Origin of the sequence: Psychrobacter sp. JCM 18903, from assembly GCF_000586475.1 — a bacterium.
GTDB lineage: Bacteria > Pseudomonadota > Gammaproteobacteria > Pseudomonadales > Moraxellaceae > Psychrobacter.
The window spans coordinates 20,976-39,820 of record NZ_BAWJ01000001.1; the positions used below are offsets into that span (position 1 = coordinate 20,976).

At 43.2% G+C, this 18,845-nt stretch carries 10 protein-coding genes and 7 pseudogenes; 6 read left to right on the forward strand and 11 right to left on the reverse strand.

Annotation, left to right across the window (positions count from 1 at the left end; all coding sequences use genetic code 11):
* Positions 1–3 precede the first annotated feature (3 nt).
* Both TT12_RS00100 and TT12_RS00105 read right to left on the reverse strand, forming a co-directional pair.
* Positions 4–1,400: pseudogene (locus tag TT12_RS00100) on the reverse strand (efflux RND transporter periplasmic adaptor subunit).
* A gap of 619 nt (positions 1,401–2,019) precedes the next feature.
* Positions 2,020–3,045 (reverse strand): polyprenyl synthetase family protein, encoded by a 1,026-nt coding sequence (locus tag TT12_RS00105; RefSeq protein ID WP_045451146.1) that lies wholly within the window; start codon positions 3,043–3,045, stop codon positions 2,020–2,022.
* A 551-nt stretch (positions 3,046–3,596) separates the two neighbouring features.
* Between TT12_RS00105 and rplU the strand changes: the two genes are divergently transcribed.
* The 3 genes and pseudogenes from rplU to lolA all read left to right on the forward strand — a co-directional run bounded on the left by rplU (position 3,597) and on the right by lolA (position 5,394).
* Complete coding sequence (gene rplU, locus TT12_RS00110; RefSeq protein ID WP_010199185.1) at positions 3,597–3,908, forward strand: 50S ribosomal protein L21; 312 nt, start codon at positions 3,597–3,599, stop codon at positions 3,906–3,908.
* Positions 3,909–3,999: 91 nt separating this feature from the next.
* A pseudogene (gene rpmA, locus TT12_RS00115) lies at positions 4,000–4,256 on the forward strand (50S ribosomal protein L27).
* Positions 4,257–4,707: 451 nt separating this feature from the next.
* Positions 4,708–5,394, forward strand: coding sequence for an outer membrane lipoprotein periplasmic chaperone LolA (gene lolA / locus TT12_RS00120; RefSeq protein ID WP_045451149.1), 687 nt, complete (start codon positions 4,708–4,710; stop codon positions 5,392–5,394).
* A 197-nt stretch (positions 5,395–5,591) separates the two neighbouring features.
* Here the strand turns inward: lolA and scpB are convergent, their stop codons facing one another.
* The 9 genes and pseudogenes from scpB to mrdA form a co-directional block, all read right to left on the reverse strand.
* A complete protein-coding gene (scpB, locus tag TT12_RS00125) occupies positions 5,592–6,137 on the reverse strand; it encodes an SMC-Scp complex subunit ScpB (RefSeq protein WP_227678880.1) in 546 nt (181 codons plus the stop codon).
* A 136-nt stretch (positions 6,138–6,273) separates the two neighbouring features.
* A pseudogene (locus TT12_RS00130) lies at positions 6,274–7,118 on the reverse strand (segregation and condensation protein A).
* Positions 7,103–7,714 (reverse strand): O-methyltransferase, encoded by a 612-nt coding sequence (locus TT12_RS00135; RefSeq protein WP_045451152.1) that lies wholly within the window; start codon positions 7,712–7,714, stop codon positions 7,103–7,105. The pseudogene TT12_RS00130 and the gene TT12_RS00135 overlap by 16 nt, the downstream one beginning before the upstream one ends.
* A gap of 27 nt (positions 7,715–7,741) precedes the next feature.
* A complete protein-coding gene (locus TT12_RS00140; protein ID WP_045451155.1) occupies positions 7,742–8,827 on the reverse strand; it encodes a tryptophan--tRNA ligase in 1,086 nt (361 codons plus the stop codon).
* 155 nt (positions 8,828–8,982) lie between these two features.
* Positions 8,983–9,968: pseudogene (locus tag TT12_RS00145) on the reverse strand (LpxL/LpxP family acyltransferase).
* A gap of 336 nt (positions 9,969–10,304) precedes the next feature.
* Positions 10,305–10,691, reverse strand: a complete 387-nt coding sequence (gene rpsI, locus TT12_RS00150) for a 30S ribosomal protein S9 (RefSeq protein ID WP_045451158.1) — start codon at positions 10,689–10,691, stop codon at positions 10,305–10,307.
* Between the two features lie 10 nt (positions 10,692–10,701).
* Positions 10,702–11,130 carry a 50S ribosomal protein L13 gene (gene rplM / locus TT12_RS00155; protein ID WP_045447009.1) on the reverse strand — a complete coding sequence of 143 codons (429 nt, stop codon included), beginning with the start codon at positions 11,128–11,130 and terminating at the stop codon, positions 10,702–10,704.
* 210 nt (positions 11,131–11,340) lie between these two features.
* The gene (gene rsmD / locus TT12_RS00160) at positions 11,341–12,027 is read right to left on the reverse strand and encodes a 16S rRNA (guanine(966)-N(2))-methyltransferase RsmD (protein WP_045451161.1); all 687 of its coding nucleotides are present in this window, start codon (positions 12,025–12,027) and stop codon (positions 11,341–11,343) included.
* Between the two features lie 36 nt (positions 12,028–12,063).
* Positions 12,064–14,041 (reverse strand): annotated as a pseudogene (gene mrdA, locus TT12_RS18010) (penicillin-binding protein 2).
* Between the two features lie 477 nt (positions 14,042–14,518).
* Here mrdA and TT12_RS00170 point away from each other — a divergent pair.
* The 3 genes and pseudogenes from TT12_RS00170 (at position 14,519) to TT12_RS00180 (ending at position 18,804) form a co-directional block, all read left to right on the forward strand.
* Positions 14,519–15,851 (forward strand): annotated as a pseudogene (locus TT12_RS00170) (hypothetical protein).
* Between the two features lie 253 nt (positions 15,852–16,104).
* A pseudogene (locus TT12_RS00175) lies at positions 16,105–18,134 on the forward strand (heme lyase CcmF/NrfE family subunit).
* Position 18,135: 1 nt separating this feature from the next.
* Positions 18,136–18,804 carry a DsbE family thiol:disulfide interchange protein gene (locus TT12_RS00180; RefSeq protein ID WP_207803926.1) on the forward strand — a complete coding sequence of 223 codons (669 nt, stop codon included), beginning with the start codon at positions 18,136–18,138 and terminating at the stop codon, positions 18,802–18,804.
* Positions 18,805–18,845: the final 41 nt, after the last annotated feature.

Consider the following 18,845-nt stretch of genomic DNA (forward strand, 5'->3'; position numbering starts at 1 on the left):
GAATTAGTTAGCGGTAGACTCTGCTGGTTTCTGAGCAGTGGCATCTTTGCTAGCTGGCTTATCCATCGCTTTAGCAGCTTGCGGCGGCGTCTGGGCATTAGGGGCACCTTCTTTAGCTGGTGCTGGGTTTGGATTCTCTAATGGCTTAACGACCACCTCTTGTTCAGGCTTAACTTTTGAGCCGCCGATAACAACTATCTTGTCCCCTGCTTGTAAGCCGTCAGTGACAACCCACTGGCCTTTATAAGTGCCATTAATAGTGACAGGACGTACTTGGATTTTATTATTTTCATCAACGATGTAAACTTGCGTCTCACTTTTCGGTGTACGCATTACGGCGCTTTGCGGTACCAATGCAGCATTGGTAATCACGCTCTGTGTCAAACGTGCCGTCACATACATACCAGGCAGCAAGATGTTATTGCTGTTAGGGAAAATAGCACGCAAGGTCACAGCGCCTGTTGATTCGTCAACCTTTGCTTCAGATAAAGCAAGCTTGCCGCGTACTGGGTAGACTGAGCCATCTTCTAATACCAACTCAACCGAATTCATGCCCGGCTGTGCTTTGCCTTCAGCGATTTGCTGACGCAGTTTTAATAGCTCAGAGGATGATTGACTGATATCAACATAGATAGGATCTAAGCGTGAGATAGTCACCAGCGGATCAGCTTGACCTGCGCTGACCAAAGTACCAGCGGTGACACTAGAGCGGTCAGTACGACCTGACAGCGGGGCACGTACGATGGTACGGTTAAGATCTAGGTTACTAGCATCTAAACCCGCTTGAGCAGTTTGAATGCCTGCTTTTGCACTTTCGATGCCTGCTTGTGTCTGTCCAACAGCGGCGACCGCACTTTGTACCGCTGCTTGTGCAGTACGTACTTGTGTTTGTGCCTGCTCATACTGCTGCTTTGAGATGGCGTCGATGCTGACCAAGCCTTGTAAGCGCTGTAAATCATTTTGTGCTTGTGCCAATGATGCCTGACGGCTGGCTAGCTCGGCTTTTGCATTGGCATTATTTGCTTGTGCAGTCTGGTAATTTGCTTGTGCTTGTTGCACTGCTGCCTGACCACTGGTGACAGAAGAAGCGTAGTTATCAGTATTGATACGATAAAGTGGCTGGCCTTTTTTGACGTTGCCGCCTTCACGGAACAATACTTCGTCAATAACGCCATTAACTTGTGGGCGGACGTCGCAGTCTGATAAGCCGTGGTACGTCCAGAAAAAGTCTGTACTTGGGGTACAGTATCGAGCGTGACAGTCTGGACGTTAACAACCGCAGGCGGCATCTGCTGCTGTGCGGCATCTGCGCCAGCGGCGTCCTCGTTTTTGTCACAGCCAATCAGTACAGCTCCAGATAGTACAGATGCTATTACAAGCGCAAGAGTAGAGTGCTTCATCAATGTCCTCGGCAATAGGTATAAAATAAGTAATGACAGTATAAAAAGTTTATCAATAAATCTAAGCGTATTGAATATAAAAATGAGTATTGATTCTAATGAGCTTTACTTTCTCGCTAAATTTGTTCTTAATAATATGAATTTAGCCAAACATCACTATTAGAATCTCTAATAGCGATATAAGTATCAAGTATCGGTGTAAGAATCTTAAGCATCAAAGCTGTAGCCAAACCACAACCTTGATTAGTAAAGTTAACGAGTAATTATAAACTATCGGGATAACCCCACAGTCAAGTAGTTGAGCGCAGGATTTATGGTTAGAAACCGTAATATCAGCTTTTGTGAATGCATGAAATACTGTCATGGCAAGCGCCATCTTCATTAACAGCTAATGTACAGTCATACAACGGTCAATGAGAAATAATTGTAAACTTTTGTGAAAATAGTATAACCATATAGATTGTAAGGTCTTTAATGAATGATAAATAAGGTTTGCCAACAAAACAAAAACTTTAGCAACTATTAACTGTGACCATTAACACAATTACTCATTAAGGGTCTTTATCAACAGTTAATGGCTGCTAGCCGCAAGTATTGACAGCTGTTATGACGATACTGACTACAGCAAGCGTGCGCTAGCCAATTCAGTCAATTGATATAAGCCTGTGCGATAACGATTGTCAGGTAGCGTACTCAATGCTTGTTGCGCCAGCTTGGTTTCTTCCCAAGCCCGCTGCTTACAGTAATCTAATGATCCTGAGCGGCGCACTAACTCAATAAGTTGTTCAGCGTTCGGTGTCTTTCCAGTTTGTACGGCGACACGCAACTGCTCATAGCCTTCGATGTCGCTGTTTTTTAGCAGCTCAAGCGCTTTGATGGTCGGCAGGGTTGGCTTGCCTTCAGCGAGGTCGTCTCCTAGGTTTTTGCCCATTACCTCACTATCACCACTATAGTCGAGCACATCATCGATAATTTGAAAAGCATTGCCAAAGTGCTGACCAAAATCGCCTAAAGCCTGCATATGCTCTATTCTGTCTTGTAAAATTGCAGCGCCTTGAGTCGCCATCATAAACAGCCGCGAGGTTTTACCGTCAATAATGCGCAAGTAGTCCTCTTCTGTCGCGGCAGGGTTATGCTGATGCTGGAGCTGTAATACTTCGCCTTCAGCGATATCACAGGTGCCATCTGAGAATACTTGCAGCAGTGGTAAGCTTTGGAAGCCAACTAATAAATTAAAGGCGCGAGCAATCAGATAGTCACCGACCAGTACCGCGGTGGCATTATCCCATGTAGCATTAGCCGTCGGCTTACCACGGCGCTGTCCTGACTCATCAATCACATCGTCATGAACCAAGGTCGCTGTATGCAGCATTTCAGTAATAGCGGCTAGATGCATGGCTTTTTCTGAGGGCTTGTCCTCAAACATGCGTGCACATAACAAGGTAATCAGCGGGCGCATGCGCTTACCACCAGCATTGATTACATGCTGTGAGACGCTCATTACCAGCTGAACTTTGGAATTAAGACTACCGAATACTTGCTTGTCCATAATCTCAAAATCATCCGCCACGATACTTTGAATATCAGCATAATTAGGCGTTGATTGAGTCATTGAATCTGTTTTATGTGAAGGGATGCTGGTCATAATAAATAGTCATATTAATAAGAATAAAGAGAATTTTTTATAGCCTTAGTTTTATAGATAGGTCAGGCATTATTTTCTATAATAGCATAGCTATGCCTTTAGATTGTGGGTTAAAACGTGCCTAAAACATCGCACCTATCTTTTATATAAGATTTACTATATATAGAAATTGACATAAAAACTGTAAAAATTGGCTAAAATTTCACTAGAATTAATGGTCATTTATCGGCGACATTTAAGGTCCTTTAAGAGATGTATAAAAGGCTGTAAGTCGATGATTATATAAGTTATAATAGCCGCTGTTATTATATAGTGTTTTTTTGTTGGAGTAGCATCTTAGATGCGCTCCTAATCAGCAGTAGATATAATAAAAATTGAGGTGGTTATTCGTGTAACTGCCTTACAAAAACCAGTCAAACAAGTGAGATAGACGGCTTGCTTTTATGAGCAAAAAGCCGTAAAATCTTGCCTTTAATTTTTCCCTGTCGTGTTCGTCGTAAAAGCGTTGGTATAACATCAGCCACGGCACACGGGTTAAACGGAGTCATACAATGTACGCAGTAATCAAAACTGGTGGTAAACAGCACCGTGTAGTTGTCGATGAGTTGCTTAAAGTTGAACTACTAAAAGCAGAAACTGGCGCAACAATCAAATTCGAAGATGTATTGATGATTGTTGACGGCGAAACTGTCAAAATCGGTCAGCCTATCGTTGAAGGTGCTAGCGTTGAAGTTGAAGTGGTTGAACATGGTCGCGGCGAAAAAATCCGTATCGTTAAGCACAACCGTCGCAAGCATTATCACAAAGAGCAAGGTCACCGCCAATGGTATACCTTGTTAAAAATCAAAGCCATTAATGCCTAATTATCCACTTAGCAATTACTGCTAAATAGTGCACTAAACGCTTAAGAGTTATCGCATCAGCGATAAGTCAAATTAACAAGGAGATTTTCCCATGGCACATAAGAAAGCTGCCGGTTCAAGCCGTAATGGTCGTGATTCAAACCCAAAAATGCTAGGCGTTAAAATCTTTGGTGGCCAAGCTATCACACTGGTAACATCATCGTTCGTCAACGTGGTACAGAATTCCACGCAGGCGAAGGCGTTGGCATGGGTCGTGATCATACTTTATTTGCACTGAATGACGGTGTAGTAAAGTTTGCGACCAAAGGTAAGTTCAACCGTCGTTATGTAATGGTTGAAAGCGCATAATTGCCCATCAAGGTTGTTTTAGTCGAAGACTAAAGTAATCCGATGACTAAAAAGCCTCTATTACCGTTTGGTAGTAGGGGCTTTTTTTTAGTTATTTTCGTAGGGGTTAAGGATGCTAAATTGGCTTTATGCTGCTAAACAACATTAGTAAATAACGTTAGGAAATAATGAATAGTCAAAAAACTCACCATTCATGCTGTTTATTATTGTGTAGCCACTTATGATCACAAAAATGCTCAAAAGAGTAGTTACAAGCGTGTATGGCAGCGGTAGTAAAGATTGCAAATCATGACTAGGCGTGTAATAAAAAAACTGGCACACTGTTGTCATTGTTTATGAGCCACTATTTTATGGTTGCTAGATAAACATTTATAGAAAAAAATTTTAATAAGATGTCTTATTTTTAAGCGACAATTTTTAAGCGATTATGCATTTTTAGAGAGGATTTATGATGACTTTATTAACCAACAAAACAACTTTAAAACAAAAAATGATGAGCGGTGCTTTAGCTGGTGTATTAATGACATCGCTTGGTGTTGCAGCCCCAATGATGGTATTAACACAATCAGCTACTGCTGCACCAGCTGATAATTTGACCGCTGCCAAACGTTTAAACAAGCTGCTGACAAATACCAAAAGCATGACGGCTAACTTTAGCCAAACGACGAAAGGTGCCAACAGTGGTACTTTTACGGGTACGATGAGTGTACAACGCCCAAATAATTTCCGCTGGGAAACAAAGTCGCCGTCACAGCAACTGATCGTCGCTAATGGTAACTCCATGTGGGTTTATGATAAAGATTTAGAGCAAGCGACCAAGCAAAACGTTGATAGCCAAGTTGGTAATACGCCAGCACTGCTGTTATCAGGCGACCCAAGCCAAATTGACAAGAATTTCAAAATTACCCAGCCATATGATAATAAAAATTACTACGTGCTGTACCCAAAATCAGACAGTGCCAGCTTTAAGAGTTTATCAATGAGTTTTAGTGGTGGAAAGCCAGTAATGATGGTACTAAATGACAGCCTTGGTCAAACCACTTCCATCAAATTCAGTAGTATCAAACTAAATCCAAGCATCAGTAGCAGTCAGTTTAAGTTTACGCCACCAAAAGGCGTTGATGTCATTAATCAATAACAGGCCGTTATCAAGAGCCAATGCTTAAAAGTTAATTCTTGAGAGCCAGTCAAAGACTTTCTTGATTAAATAAAAAAGACAGATCCTATGCGGTCTGTCTTTTTTTGAATGAAGATTCTCTGGAAAATAATGCTAAATCTCTTCTATATCATGTTTTAAATGCTTAATGATTTTTAAAGGCTTCACGCTCTAAAGGCTTAAGACATCGCTTTGATAGCGCTGATATCTGGCATCGGTGGTAACTCGCTCAACTCACTCAGTCCAAAGGCATCTAAAAATTGTGGCGTGGTCTGTAGTAATGCTGGGCGACCCAAGGTTTCTTTGTAACCTTTCTCTTCAATCCAGCCTTTATCAAATAGTTGACGCAATATATTGCTTGATAGCGTCACACCGCGCACGTGTTCTATGTCACTACGAGTCACTGGCTGCTTGTAAGCAATCACACTAAGCGTCTCAAGTAAGGCTTGGCTCAGGCGTTCTTGGCGCTGCGGGAAGACGCGTTGAATTAAAGCACTATAGTTATTCGCGACTTGCAGTCGATAACCGCTGGCAGTTTCGTGCAAGCTTAGCACGCCCATATCCAAGCGCTGTCTTAGTAGCGCCAAAGCCTCTGTTAGCTCTTTAGCCGTTAAAGATAGGTGTTTTCTTAAGACAGTGGCGGTGAGGGGCGCTTCGGACGCATGTAATAGCACTTCGATATGCTTGCTTAAGTCTGCTAGATGCTGTCGCTGCTCTTCGGTCAATGACAGTAAAGCGGTAGATAATGAGGATGGTTTGTCATGATCTTGCTTGGTATTGTCAGTATCTGTCATTAGAAAGCGACTCTTTTTAAATGATAATGTGTATCGATATTTATAGGAATAGATAGGTGAATAATAACTATGCCAACCACTGTAACGTTAAGGGTTTAATATGACGGTCTTCGGCATCATTATTGTCAGTGGTAGGGTGACTTTCTAAATCAGCATTTATAATACCAACCAACTGTCGTTTTATCAGCTCTAATATAGCGACGAAGCTGACAACCACACCTATTTTACCTTGTGTTTTATCTAGTAGCTCATAAAAAGAGCGCTCGCCATCCGTACTGAGCTGTCGGCTAATACTGGCAATACGATCAGCAAGAGGAACAGCATCGACGTTGATGGTATGCATTTGATAATCGGGCTGCAGCTGCATTTTAAATAGGCTGTCAATCAAAAGGTTTGGCGAATAGCTAGGTAGTTCAGCATTCATGACGTCTTGACCGGGCATACTGACCATGGCTAAAAACACATCACGCTCAAGACGCACCAGATTATCTAAGCGTTGACTGGCTACTTTGATTTGCGCATATTCTTCAAGGCGCTCAATCAGTTCTGCTTTTGGATCACGCTCATCGCTAGGAGTTTCAGGCTTGGGCAGCAACAGCTCGGTTTTAATGGCAATCAACGTGGACGCATCAACAGATAATCGCCTGCCAATTCAAAATGCTCGGTATCTAATTCGCTGATGTAAGCCAAATACTGCTCCGTTATGGGTAGTATCGGCATTTGGGTCAGATCAACGTTATTTTTTTTGACCAGATATAGCAAGAAATCTAATGGTCCGGAAAACTGCTCAAGCCAAATGGCAAAGGCTTGCGGCGGCACATAGAGATCTTCTGGTAGATGTTGTACGGATGTCTGGTAAATGCGAATAGCAGTAGTATCAAATATATCTATCATGCTTAAGGTTCCTGACATACTGCCATAAATAATCCTGCACCAATATCCAAAGTATGACAAATATAACGAGAATTATTTATGAATTCTGTTAAGAATTCACAAACCTCACCACCATGAGAGATGACATTATCTACAATAAGAACACTGCCAACACTTAATACTTTATGTAGACGTTCGGTATAATTGGAATAAAACTGACGCTCCGCATCTAAAAATATAAAATCAAAAATGTCATCAGTCTCATTTAGAAAAACAAAGGCGTCTTGCACTATTAACCTGACGAGAGGGTATAAACCAGTATTCTGTAAGTGTTTCCTAGCAGCATCGCTTCGGCTTTTATCTATATCTAACGATATAAACTCAATGTTAGACTGGCGACGTAAACCATAAGCAAGCCATAATGTAGAAAACCCAGTTGAAGTACCAATCTCCAGTACTTTATTGGGCTTTCTTATCATGGCAATATTGGCTAGAAATTGAGCAGAATCCAGTTCTACATGACGATGACGATTAAGTCTATTCGTTTGCTCAGAGTCATACGCTTTGTCCGTATCATATACAGACTGACAATAAGACAAAAAATAAGTACGTTCAAAACCTTCATGCATCGACATTAATAATATCTACCAATACTTTGTTTATTATTTAAGTTTGGCAAGTGGACGGATACCAATGGCACGACGCGCTTTATCTAGTTGCTTACGGCTATGACGACGGGCTTTTTCTGCACCCATTTGTAAGATTTCTTCTAACTCTTTTGGGTTAGCCATAAGATGCTCATAACGCGCGCGGAAGGGTGCTATTTCCGTATTTATTTTCTCAAACAGGGCTTGTTTAGCATCGCCCCAGCCGATACCAGCGGCAAACTGCGCGCGCATATCAGCAATTTCTGTAGGAGTAGCAAAGGCTTTATAAATCTCAAAAATAGCAGAGTCATCAGGGTCTTTTGGCTCAGCAGGTAACTGTGAGTTGGTCACAATTTTCATGATGGCTTTATGCATCTGCTTTTCGGCGCTAACTTGTGGATTAGAATCACCAAATAGCGGAATGGTATTGCCATAGCTCTTACTCATCTTGCGACCATCCAAACCCGTTAGTAATGGGATATCGTCATCTACAACGGCAGATGGTAAGGTAAAGAGCGTTTTATAGCGATGATTAAAGGTACCAGCAATATCACGCGCCATTTCGACATGCTGAATTTGGTCGCGACCAACAGGTACATGTGTGGCATTAAACATCAAGATATCTGCTGCCATGAGTACAGGGTAGCCAAACAACCCCATATTAATACCTTGATCAGGATCGACGTCTTCTTTTTTCATATTAATATCAACAGCGGCTTTATAAGCATGAGCACGATTCATTAAACCTTTGGCACATGAGCAGTTCAAAATCCAAGCAAGCTCTGGTATTTCCGGCACATCTGATTGACGGTAAAAAGTGACGCGCTCAGGATCCAGACCACAGGCAAGCCAAGTCGCTGCAATGGCTTTGGTCGATTCGTGAATAATAGCAGGATCATAACAGCCGATAATGCCATGGTAATCTGCTAAAAAAAAGAATGCTTCGTCATCACTGTTTTGGATAGACTGAATGGCTGGACGAATCGCGCCAACGTAATTTCCTAAATGCAAGGTACCCGTCGGTTTGATGCCCGTCAAAATGCGTTTGGCTTGCGTTGAGTGATCAGGAGCTTGGTTATCAGAAATATGAGTGTTATTCATGGTAAATCCATTATTTGGTTCATCAAGGTTTTATTTATAAAAGTTTTGTTTTTCAATTTGTTATAAATTCATTGTTATTTATATGTAGGTAATATAAAAAATATAAGCTGCAAAGTATAGCAAATTTTCTGGCGATCTTCCGTAGCAATACACGCTTACTTATAGATATCAGTACGACCATCAGGACCATTTTTGAAACGACGATGGAACCACATCCACTGAGTGGGATCAATACGAATCAATCCCTCTAGCAACTCATTGACTCGCGTCGCATCAGCAATTCATCGTTACTTGGATAGTTTTGAATTTCTGGGGTAATCGTTAGATGATAGTGCGGGCGTTTGCCTTTGGGTAAACTGTCTGGTGTCTGCCGGTAAGTATGCAGCGCCATTAATGCGGGTGGATGTGCCTTGTCGCCCAATTTTGCCATGCGCCGTGATGCTGTAATAGTCGCTGCTGGCACACCAAAGAATGGTGCCATGACGCCTTGTTTTAGACCATAATCTTGGTCAGGTGAGTACCAAATCACATGACCAGCTTTAATTGATTCAACAAAACTGCGCATGTCACGACTGGCTATTTGCTTGCTAAGAATACTGGCACGACCATTATAAACAAACCAATCAAGTAGCGCGTTATTCTGCGGTCGATACATCCCATCCATCGGAAAAAATTGCGTACAGAGCATGCCGCCCAGATCAAGCATCGTATAATGAGCGCCCAGTAAAATGACAGGACGACCCTCATTCTGTGCATTGACAACGTGCTGTAATCCCGAAATTGAAACGGTACGAGTAAAAACATTTGGACGATACCAAGCACATAAAGTTTCAAACACACCAATGCCTTGATTGACAAAGACTTGTTTTGCCATCAATTCGCGCTCAACGTCTGGCTTTTCTGGAAAAGCCAGTTTCAAATTGATAAGCGTATCACGCCGACGTGAGCCTGCTATTTTATAGATAAATATGCCAAGCTGACGTCCCAGCCAAAACTGCCAACGTAGCGGCAAATATATGATGGGTAAGATCATTGCTGCCAATAGCCAAATGCCCCAATATTTAGGCAACAAAAACTGCCATTGAAAAGGCTTTTTTTCTATGGGCGCTGTGCGCTTATGATTTTGGGTAATCGTTGGCATGCCAGCAGGTATCGTTGGGGACTTAGCAGGCTGCTGTGTACTTGGCGGTGGCAGGCTGCTTTTAGTAGGTAGTTTGCTGGGGTCATATTGTTCAGGCGCTTTCATAAAATTGTTACTAATAATGAAAAGTTATCATCATGATGGGGTAGTCAGCATTGCTTTGCAAGGTGAGTTACGCACAAAATCACGAGCAAATGCAAAAGTCATCAGCCATAAAAAAACCTTATAAGCTGCGAACAGCTTATAAGGTTTTGCAAATCTACTCTTTTCTTTAATATTGTGACTGTCGCTCTGAGATAAAGACAACAGCCGCAAAAAGATAAGAGATAGCTTTGATTAACGTTTCGAGAATTGTGGACGTTTACGTGCTTTACGTAGACCCAATTTCTTACGTTCAACTTGACGTGAGTCACGAGTAACAAAGCCAGCTGCTTTTAGTGCAGGCTTGTTGGCTTCGTTTAGCTCAATCAATGCACGCGTGATGCCGTGACGGATTGCGCCAGCTTGACCACTAATACCGCCACCTTTTACAGTGATGTAAAGGTCATAAGCAGTAGGTGAGTCAAGTAATTCTAGAGGCTGACGAACAACCATACGTGAAGTTTCACGGCTAAAATACTCATCAAGTGGCTTACCGTTAACAACGATGCTACCAGTACCTTTAGCTAAAAAGACACGAGCAGTAGACGTCTTGCGGCGACCAGTTCCGTAATTGCGTTCCATAAGTATATCCTTAGATGTCTAGTTCTTTAGGTTGCTGTGCAGTATGTGGATGTTCAGTACCCGCATATAGCTTCAGCTTCTTGATCATCGCATAGCCAAGAGGGCCCTTTGGAAGCATACCCTTAACTGCTTTGTGTAGAACATCTTCAGGCTTATGTGCAAGCAACTTACTGAAGTTGGTTTCCTTGATACCACCTGGGTAGCCACTGTGACGATAGTATTTTTTATCTTGCGCTTTTTTACCCGTTACCGTGATTTTATCAGCATTGATGACAACAATGAAGTCACCAGTGTCAACGTGCGGCGTAAAAGAAGGCTTATGCTTGCCACGTAAGCGACTAGCGATTTGAGTGGCTAAGCGACCAAGGGTTTTGCCGTCAGCATCTACGACATACCAGTCATGGGTCACTTCAGCTGGTTTTGCACTAAGTGTTTTCATGATAAAACCTTAAAATTAGAATTCGTTGAGAGTTTAGCTGGGAACGGGGCTCTCAAAAAACAGACTGCACATTATAAGCAGTAGTGCCTACGCTTGCAAGCTGCATTGGGGTTTATTTTCGCCTTATATACATTAAACTGCAGCGTTGGCCAGTTTTTAGCGGTTCTAAACATTTGTAAAATTTGTTAACGGCTTTCATTAACTAGGCAATTATGACGATGATAAACGATAAAGTCCAGCAACAACTTGTCCAACCTTGGTCTGTTTCACACATTCAAAGCGGATTATTTGCTGAATAGTACTTGATTGGATATCTGGATTTTTATTAAGCGTCTCTTCCAGTTGCTTCAATTGGCTCTCTAAATCTTTATCCGCTTCTAGATAAATCAGTGTTTCACTATCAATTAACGACTGGGTAATCAGTGCTATTAAAATAGGTTGCCACAGATCTTGAGCATACGGTGGATCGATAAATACAATATTGAAAGGGCGCGGAACAATCTGCTCTTGCATCAATACTCTTTCTGCAGTGCCTTGGATAATTTGATGGGTATCAGCGCTCAGATGTAACTGTTCAGCACTTTGACGCAGCATATTACTTTGCGCAGGATTTATTTCGATAAAGGTAGCGTGCGCGGCACCACGAGACAGTGCTTCAAAACCTAAGACACCGCTACCGGCACAGCTATCAAGCACATAAGCGCCATGAATATCAGGAAGTAACCAGCTAAACAGCGTCTCTCGCAAGCGATCTGGGGTCGGACGTAGACCCTCTGCGTCAATAAAACGTACAACACGGCGTTTAAACTGACCACCAATGATCCGCACGTCGCCCGCAGCTATATTTTTGCTCTTATGATTGTTCCTATGCTCGCGGCTGCTTATAGATTTTTTCATAATATTTATATTTACCGTATCTGGTTTAGCGTACTTTTACTCAGAGGTTGTGGTGGCTGCTTCCACCTCTGCCTTTTCTTTTAGCGCTTTTTCTTCTTTTTCACGCTGGGCATCACGCATCAATTTTTCAAAAGCTTTTTGGCGCTTGATGACTTTTAATTGGTCAGCCGTTGGTGGCAAGATAGGGTCGTTTTTGCGCTGTAATATCCAGTAGTCAAATAGTGCGCGACCGATAGGTGCAGCTACCACACTACCACCGCCACCGTTTTCGACCAGTACTGCAAGCGCAATCTCAGGATTTTCTACGGGTGCGAAACCATTGAACCACGCGTGATCCCAGTGACGTTTGTCTATGGCAGATTTATCATAGCGTTTGCCTTGCGCAATGGACTTGACTTGCGCAGTACCCGTTTTACCCGCAATACGATAGCGCGGCGTATAAATCCCACGTCCGGTACCTGCCTTGACGGTTTCTTCCATTGCATCGTGCATACGTAGCCAGTCAGACGGTTTGCCGTTATATTCGATTTTACCATCGGGTTTGGTGATTACGTTAACTTGTGCTGCACCATCGCTACTTTTTAGTAGATGCGGAGTAATGTGATAGCCTTTGTTCGCTGTCATGGCGGTTGCATTGGCAATCTGTAATGGTGTGGCTAAGAAATAACCCTGCCCGATACTGACTGAGATGGTTTCGCCCGGCAACCAGCCTTTATCATAGGTGTCTTTTTTCCATTTTGGTGACGGCATAATTCCTGATTTTTCATTGGGCAAATCAATACCTGTTGGTTCACCAAATCCAAAACGTGCCATCCAATCATGTAGGCGCTGAATACCCATCTCATAAGCCAATTTATAATAATAGGTATCCACTGACATCACGATAGATTTCTTGAGATCTACCGTACCGTGACCACCGCGTTTCCAGTCACGGAATCGATGTGAGTCTCCTGGTAAGCTAAAGTAACCGGGATCATAGATAGTGGTTTCCCAATTGCGCAGCCCATAATGAATGCCGCCTAAGCCTTCAAAAGGTTTAATCGTAGAGCCGGGTGGGTATGTCCCTTGTAGCGCACGATTATAGAGCGGCTGATCCAGATCTTCACGCAGATTGCCATAATCCTTAAAGGAGATGCCTGAGATAAAAGGGTTGGGTCATAGCTTGGATTACTGACAAACGCCAATACATCACCATTCTTTGGATCGATTGCCACGATAGCGCCGCGACGACCGTCCAGCTGCTGCTGGGCGACTTGCTGTAAGCCATAATCCAAGCTCAGCGTAATGTCATTACCAGCTACGGGTGGTTTAGTGTCTAATTGACGCAAAATATTGCCAAGAGCATCGGTTTCTACCGACTGATAACCCGGTTGCCCTAGCAATATGTCCTCGTAATAATCTTCGATACCGATTTTACCGATAAGGTCAGTGCCAGCGTAGCGATCTTTGTCAATGCGTTTGGTTTCTTTATCATTGATACGCCCAACATAGCCGATGACGTGTGCAAATAGCTCGTCATAAGGGTATGAACGTGTCAGTTTGCTTTGAATGGTCACACCGCGAAAAAAGGGTTTGCGCTCACTAAACTGCGCCAATTGGGCATCGGTTAAGTCAATTTTAATGGTCACAGGATCGTTTTTGCTTTTACTCAGTCGCGCTAAAATATCGGTAATATTCTCATCTGTTAGCTCAAAAATAGGCGCAAGCAAATTTAGCGTACGCTCTGGATTTTCGACTTCATCAGGCTTAACATGGCCGTAAATACGGGCTGGTTGTCTGCCAATATGATCCCATTGCGATCATAAATATAGCCGCGACTGGGCGGTGCAGAGATCAGTTTAATACGGTTATTGTCTGCTTGCGTCGTATACTTATCGTGCGCATAGACTTGCAGGTAACCATAACGCACGATCAAGCCGCTCAATCCAATAAATATCAGAATTCCAAATATAATAATACGACTGGTGAAAACACGATTGACCTGTTCAGTATTGGGGGTTAGCGGTTTATTCATAGAAAGTAAGAGCCCAAACGGTCAGTGAGTCAATAAAAGAGAGTAAAAGGCAGGGTCGTTCACCAAAGTGCGGCGAGCATAAAGGATAATAATAAGAATTTCAATTACATGGACTGATATGAGTTGAAATAATAATCCCTCAATCTATATACAGCGATGTGTGGTCATACAATCACAAATTATAACAGAACAAATGAGCCGCCGCAGTACACCGCCATTTATTTTGTGGTCGTTATTATCTAAAGCGCCTGTAGATGATATTAATATTGTTACTATCGAAAGTAATCGTAAAACGTGTCATCCCTAGTCACAACTTACCTAGGCTCGACGTGTGCTAATGAATGGCAAGTATGCTAAAATCAGGCGATTTATTTGATAATAATTATCATGGGCAGAGCGGCTTTTTGTTAAGCGTTCTAATTTGCTAATCCTTTTTAATTAGCGACGACAATTAACCTGTCAGGGGCAAGATAAGTCATGGATGCAACTTCATTGTGGCAGACAATAGCTGAACACCCAGAGTTTTTTGCCATGCTGACTATTCCGCCTGTGACCGCATTTGTCACATGGATACACGTGTGGATGGCGCTTAAAATGCTGTTCTATCCGATTAAGTTTCGGGGTATTCGTATTCCAAACTTCCCGTTTTTTGGGTTGCCAGGTATTGGCTGGCAAGGTATCGTCCCACGAAAGGCTGGCAAGATATCAGGCGTTATCGTGGATCAAACGCTGTCAAAGCTTGGCTCGCTTGATGAGTTCTTTCAGGCGATGGAGCTGAGCAGATGGCGGTATTTATCACGGATACCGTGGACAAAAACCTTGAAGCATTGATTGATGAAATCATGTTGGACCATTCGCCAGCGCTGTGGGGTAATCTGCCTTATGCGTTGAAGCGCCGTGTCTACGCTCAAGCGCATCAAGAGCTGCCCAATATCATGCAGTCTTTGGTGACTGACTTGACCCATAACGTCGAAGACTTGGTTGATATGCGCAAAATGATTGTTAACACGATGGAAAGTGATCGTCGTTTAATGGTCAATATGTTTTTGAAGGTTGGTCAAAAAGAGATCGATTTTATTTGGCATATCAGTGCTTTGATTGGTTTGGTCTTCGGTATTATCCAAATGTTCATATTTTTGGTGGTGCCGCAGCATTGGACAGTGCCGTTTTTTGCCGCGATTTGGGGCTTTCTTACCAATTGGATTGCTATTTGGATGGTGTTTAATCCTGTAGAGCCGCGATTTATTCCTTATGTGAAATTTTTTGCCGTCCAGAGTCGCTTTCCATTTATTAGACCGCAATTACCACATATCGCCCAGTATCGTTTGCAAGGCGGTTTTATGAAACGCCAAGAGGAAGTTTCTGAGGTTTTTGCTGAAATTGTCGTAAAAGATTTGGTGACGCTTGAGAACATCATGAATGAGATGATGTATGGCGACCGTGCTGCACAAACGCGTGAGTTGATGAAGTCGCATTTATATAAAGTGCTAGAGTCGCCAGTGATTAGTACGACACTGCGCCTAGCTTGGGTCGCCGCGAATATGGACAGCTAAAAAACACCATCATTGATAAGTCGATTGTTGCGACAATGGTGCCATTGCGAGATCCTGAGCTCAATGAAAGCCGTGCCAGTAAAATATTTGGGCTGTTTCGTGACCGTATTCGCGCGCTGACGCCAGATGAGTTTCAGAACTTATTACGTCCCGCTTTTCGTGAAGATGAAATGACATTAATCGTGTTGGGTGGTTTGACAGGGTTTTTAGCCGGCTGGTTGCATCTGGTCTTAGTGTTTTTTCCTGCGATTCAGTAATGACATATTTTTTATGTCCTTTATACACATCGCATACAGAGTGGATACAGAAACGTGACAAGTTGACGCTAATGTACCTTGCTGTAAGCGCCCTTAGCTGCAATGGCTAATGGCGCTTTTATAATAAATAATACTAATAAAGACCAGCAGTATAAATACTCGTAGTAACGATTACTGGATACTTTCGAATATCCTAAAAAACCAATCCCTAAAATAAACAATGACCGTATTAAGGTAAACAAGGTTAGACCGTATGTTAATCACAGAATTGGGTTATTTTGCCTTGCTAGCCGCCTTTATATTGGCGATTTTGCAGGTGGTATTACCAACCGTCGGTATCATGCGTGACCACGTTGCGTGGCAGCGTTTGGCACCAAGTCTGGCGTGGGCACAATTTGCTGCCATGATCACATCATTTGCCGCGCTGATGGCAGGCTTTTATTATAATGACTTCAGTCTCGTCTATGTCACTCAGCATTCTAATACGCTGTTGCCTTGGTATTATAAGCTGTCGGCAACTTGGGTGGTCATGAGGGTTCATTGCTGCTTTGGATGACCATCATGGCTACTTGGTGTGCGCTGGTCTCTTACTTTAGCCGTGGTTTGCCACTGTCTATGCGTGCGCGAGTGTTGGTAATTTTGGCCGGCGTGCAGATGATGATGCTCGCGATGCTGATTTTTACCTCGTCGCCATTTGATCGTACATTGCCAAATTTGCCTGTTGATGGTGCGGATCTAAATCCTGTGCTACAAGATTTCGGTTTGATTATTCATCCACCGATGTTGTATATGGGCTATGTGGGTTTGGTCGTGCCGTTTGCCTTTTGTATGGCGGCATTGTGGGAAGGTCGTTTAGATGCAGTTTGGACACGCTGGTCGCGTCCGTGGGCATTGGCGGCTTGGGGATTTTTGACCGTTGGTATCGCGCTTGGCTCATGGTGGGCCTATTATGAGCTTGGCTGGGGTGGTTGGTGGTTCTGGGATCCAGTAGAGAACGCTTCATTGATGCCATGGCTGGCTGGTACAGCGCTGCTACATTCGCTTGCCGTCACAGAAAAACGTGGTGTTTTTAAAGCATGGACGATTATGCTGGCTATTTTTGCTTTCGCACTCAGTCTATTGGGCACCTTTCTCGTGCGTTCTGGCGTTATTACCTCGGTGCATTCGTTTGCCGCAGACCCAACGCGTGGTCTGGTTATTTTAGTCATTCTCGGTGTGATCATCGGCGGTGGCTTGTTGATGTTTGCGGTACGTGGTTGGCGTTTAACGGTCGAAAGTCAGTATCAACTGATCTCACGCGAGTCATTTTTAGTCATTAACAACGTTATTATTTTGATTTCGACTTTGGTCGTACTACTTGGCACGCTGTATCCTATCATTGCCGACTCCTTTAATTTAGGTCAGGTGTCTGTCGGCCCTCCTTACTTTAATGCGCTATTTGTACCGCTCACGTGGCTGATATTAGTGGCAATGGGTATGGGCTCGAACATTCGCTGGAAAAAAGACAGCCGTCCGCTATTGGGCGCTGGTATGGTCATTGCCGCCAGTAGTTTAGTGCTTGCGGCAGTTATCACGTATTTTGTGAGCCCGTCTGCGATGCTTAATATTGGCGTTACCTTGGCGGTCAGTTTTTGGGTACTGCTATGGATGGTGGTTGATTTCAAAGACAAAACCAAAAACGCACCCAATTTTGTTAAAGGGTTACGCCAGTTACGTCTGAGCTATTGGGGTCAACAGACCGCTCATATCGGTGTCATTATTGCCGTCATCGGCGTCGCATTTACCAGTACGTTAAGTATTGAACGTGATGTCGCACTTGGACCAAACGATAGCGTTCATGTCCAAGGCTATGACTTTACCGTTAAAGGCTTTCGTGAAGTCAAAGGCAGTAACTTTGATGCCACCCAAGCTGAGGTTGAAATCAGCAAAGATGGCCGTGCTGTGACTACTCTGTATCCTGAAAAACGTAATTACATCATTAGTATGATGCCAGTCACAGAAGCCGCGATTGATGCTAGCCTCATGCGTGATGTTTACGTGGCACTGGGCGAACCTATCGCCGAAGATAGCAACGAATGGGCAGTACGTATTTATGTGAAACCGCTTATCCGCTGGATATGGCTAGGCGCTCTGATTATGGCGTTTGGTGCAGTACTGAGTATTCTTGATCATCGGTATCGTATTAAGAAAACCAAGACACCTGCACAAATTGCGGCGAATAAAGCAGGCTTTACCACCGTCGCCGATTTGGATGAGTCAGCATTAAAGACAGGGGATAATTAATATGAGCACATCAAAGCAATCCCCTGATCAAAATGCAAAGCAAGATAAGGTAGGTGGTACGAAAACCATGAACAAAAAGCAACTTAAGCTATGGTTTTTGATTCCACTGATCGTTTTCATTGGCTTAATCATCATGCTATATCTGCGTTTGGGTAAGCCGACGGATATCGTTACCAATACGGCACTTGAGCGCCCAGTGCCCGCTTTTGAGCTGCCGTTATTATCAGATACCAGTCGTATCATGACCAATGAGAATTTGCCTGATAAGCCCTTTTTGATGAATATCTGGGGCTCTTGGTGCCCAACTTGTATTATTGAGCATCCTTTTCTTATGCAGCTAGAGGAGCGTGGTGTCAATCTGGTCGGGGTCAACTATAAAGATGACATTGGTGATGCTCTAGGCTACTTAAACCGAGGTGGCGATCCGTTCTCGATGTCTATTCAGGATTTATCTGGTCAGTTTGCTTTGGACTTAGGTTTGACGGGTGCGCCTGAGACTTTCGTAGTCGATGGTAATGGCATTATTCGTCAGCACATCATTGGTGAGATCAATGAAAGCAACTGGCAAAGTCGTATTACGCCTTGCTTGATGGTACTCAATGAAGCCAATAATAATGACGTCAGTCCAGATCCGACTCAGGTTGCGGAGCGTGTAAATGATAGCCAATAAAATAACAACCGTTACGTTAAAAGTCTCGAGCTTATTAATAG

Excerpts from the sequence above, each read along its gene's own strand:
- rsmD (WP_045451161.1), bottom strand. The coding sequence starts at position 12,027 with ATGAAAAAATCTATAAGCAGCCGCGAGCATAGGAACAATCATAAGAGC.
- rplU (WP_010199185.1), top strand. The coding sequence starts at position 3,597 with ATGTACGCAGTAATCAAAACTGGTGGTAAACAGCACCGTGTAGTTGTC.
- TT12_RS00135 (WP_045451152.1), bottom strand. The coding sequence starts at position 7,714 with ATGTCGATGCATGAAGGTTTTGAACGTACTTATTTTTTGTCTTATTGT.
- rpsI (WP_045451158.1), bottom strand. The coding sequence starts at position 10,691 with ATGGAACGCAATTACGGAACTGGTCGCCGCAAGACGTCTACTGCTCGT.
- lolA (WP_045451149.1), top strand. The coding sequence starts at position 4,708 with ATGACTTTATTAACCAACAAAACAACTTTAAAACAAAAAATGATGAGC.
- TT12_RS00180 (WP_207803926.1), top strand. The coding sequence starts at position 18,136 with ATGAGCACATCAAAGCAATCCCCTGATCAAAATGCAAAGCAAGATAAG.
- TT12_RS00140 (WP_045451155.1), bottom strand. The coding sequence starts at position 8,827 with ATGAATAACACTCATATTTCTGATAACCAAGCTCCTGATCACTCAACG.
- TT12_RS00105 (WP_045451146.1), bottom strand. The coding sequence starts at position 3,045 with ATGACCAGCATCCCTTCACATAAAACAGATTCAATGACTCAATCAACG.
- rplM (WP_045447009.1), bottom strand. The coding sequence starts at position 11,130 with ATGAAAACACTTAGTGCAAAACCAGCTGAAGTGACCCATGACTGGTAT.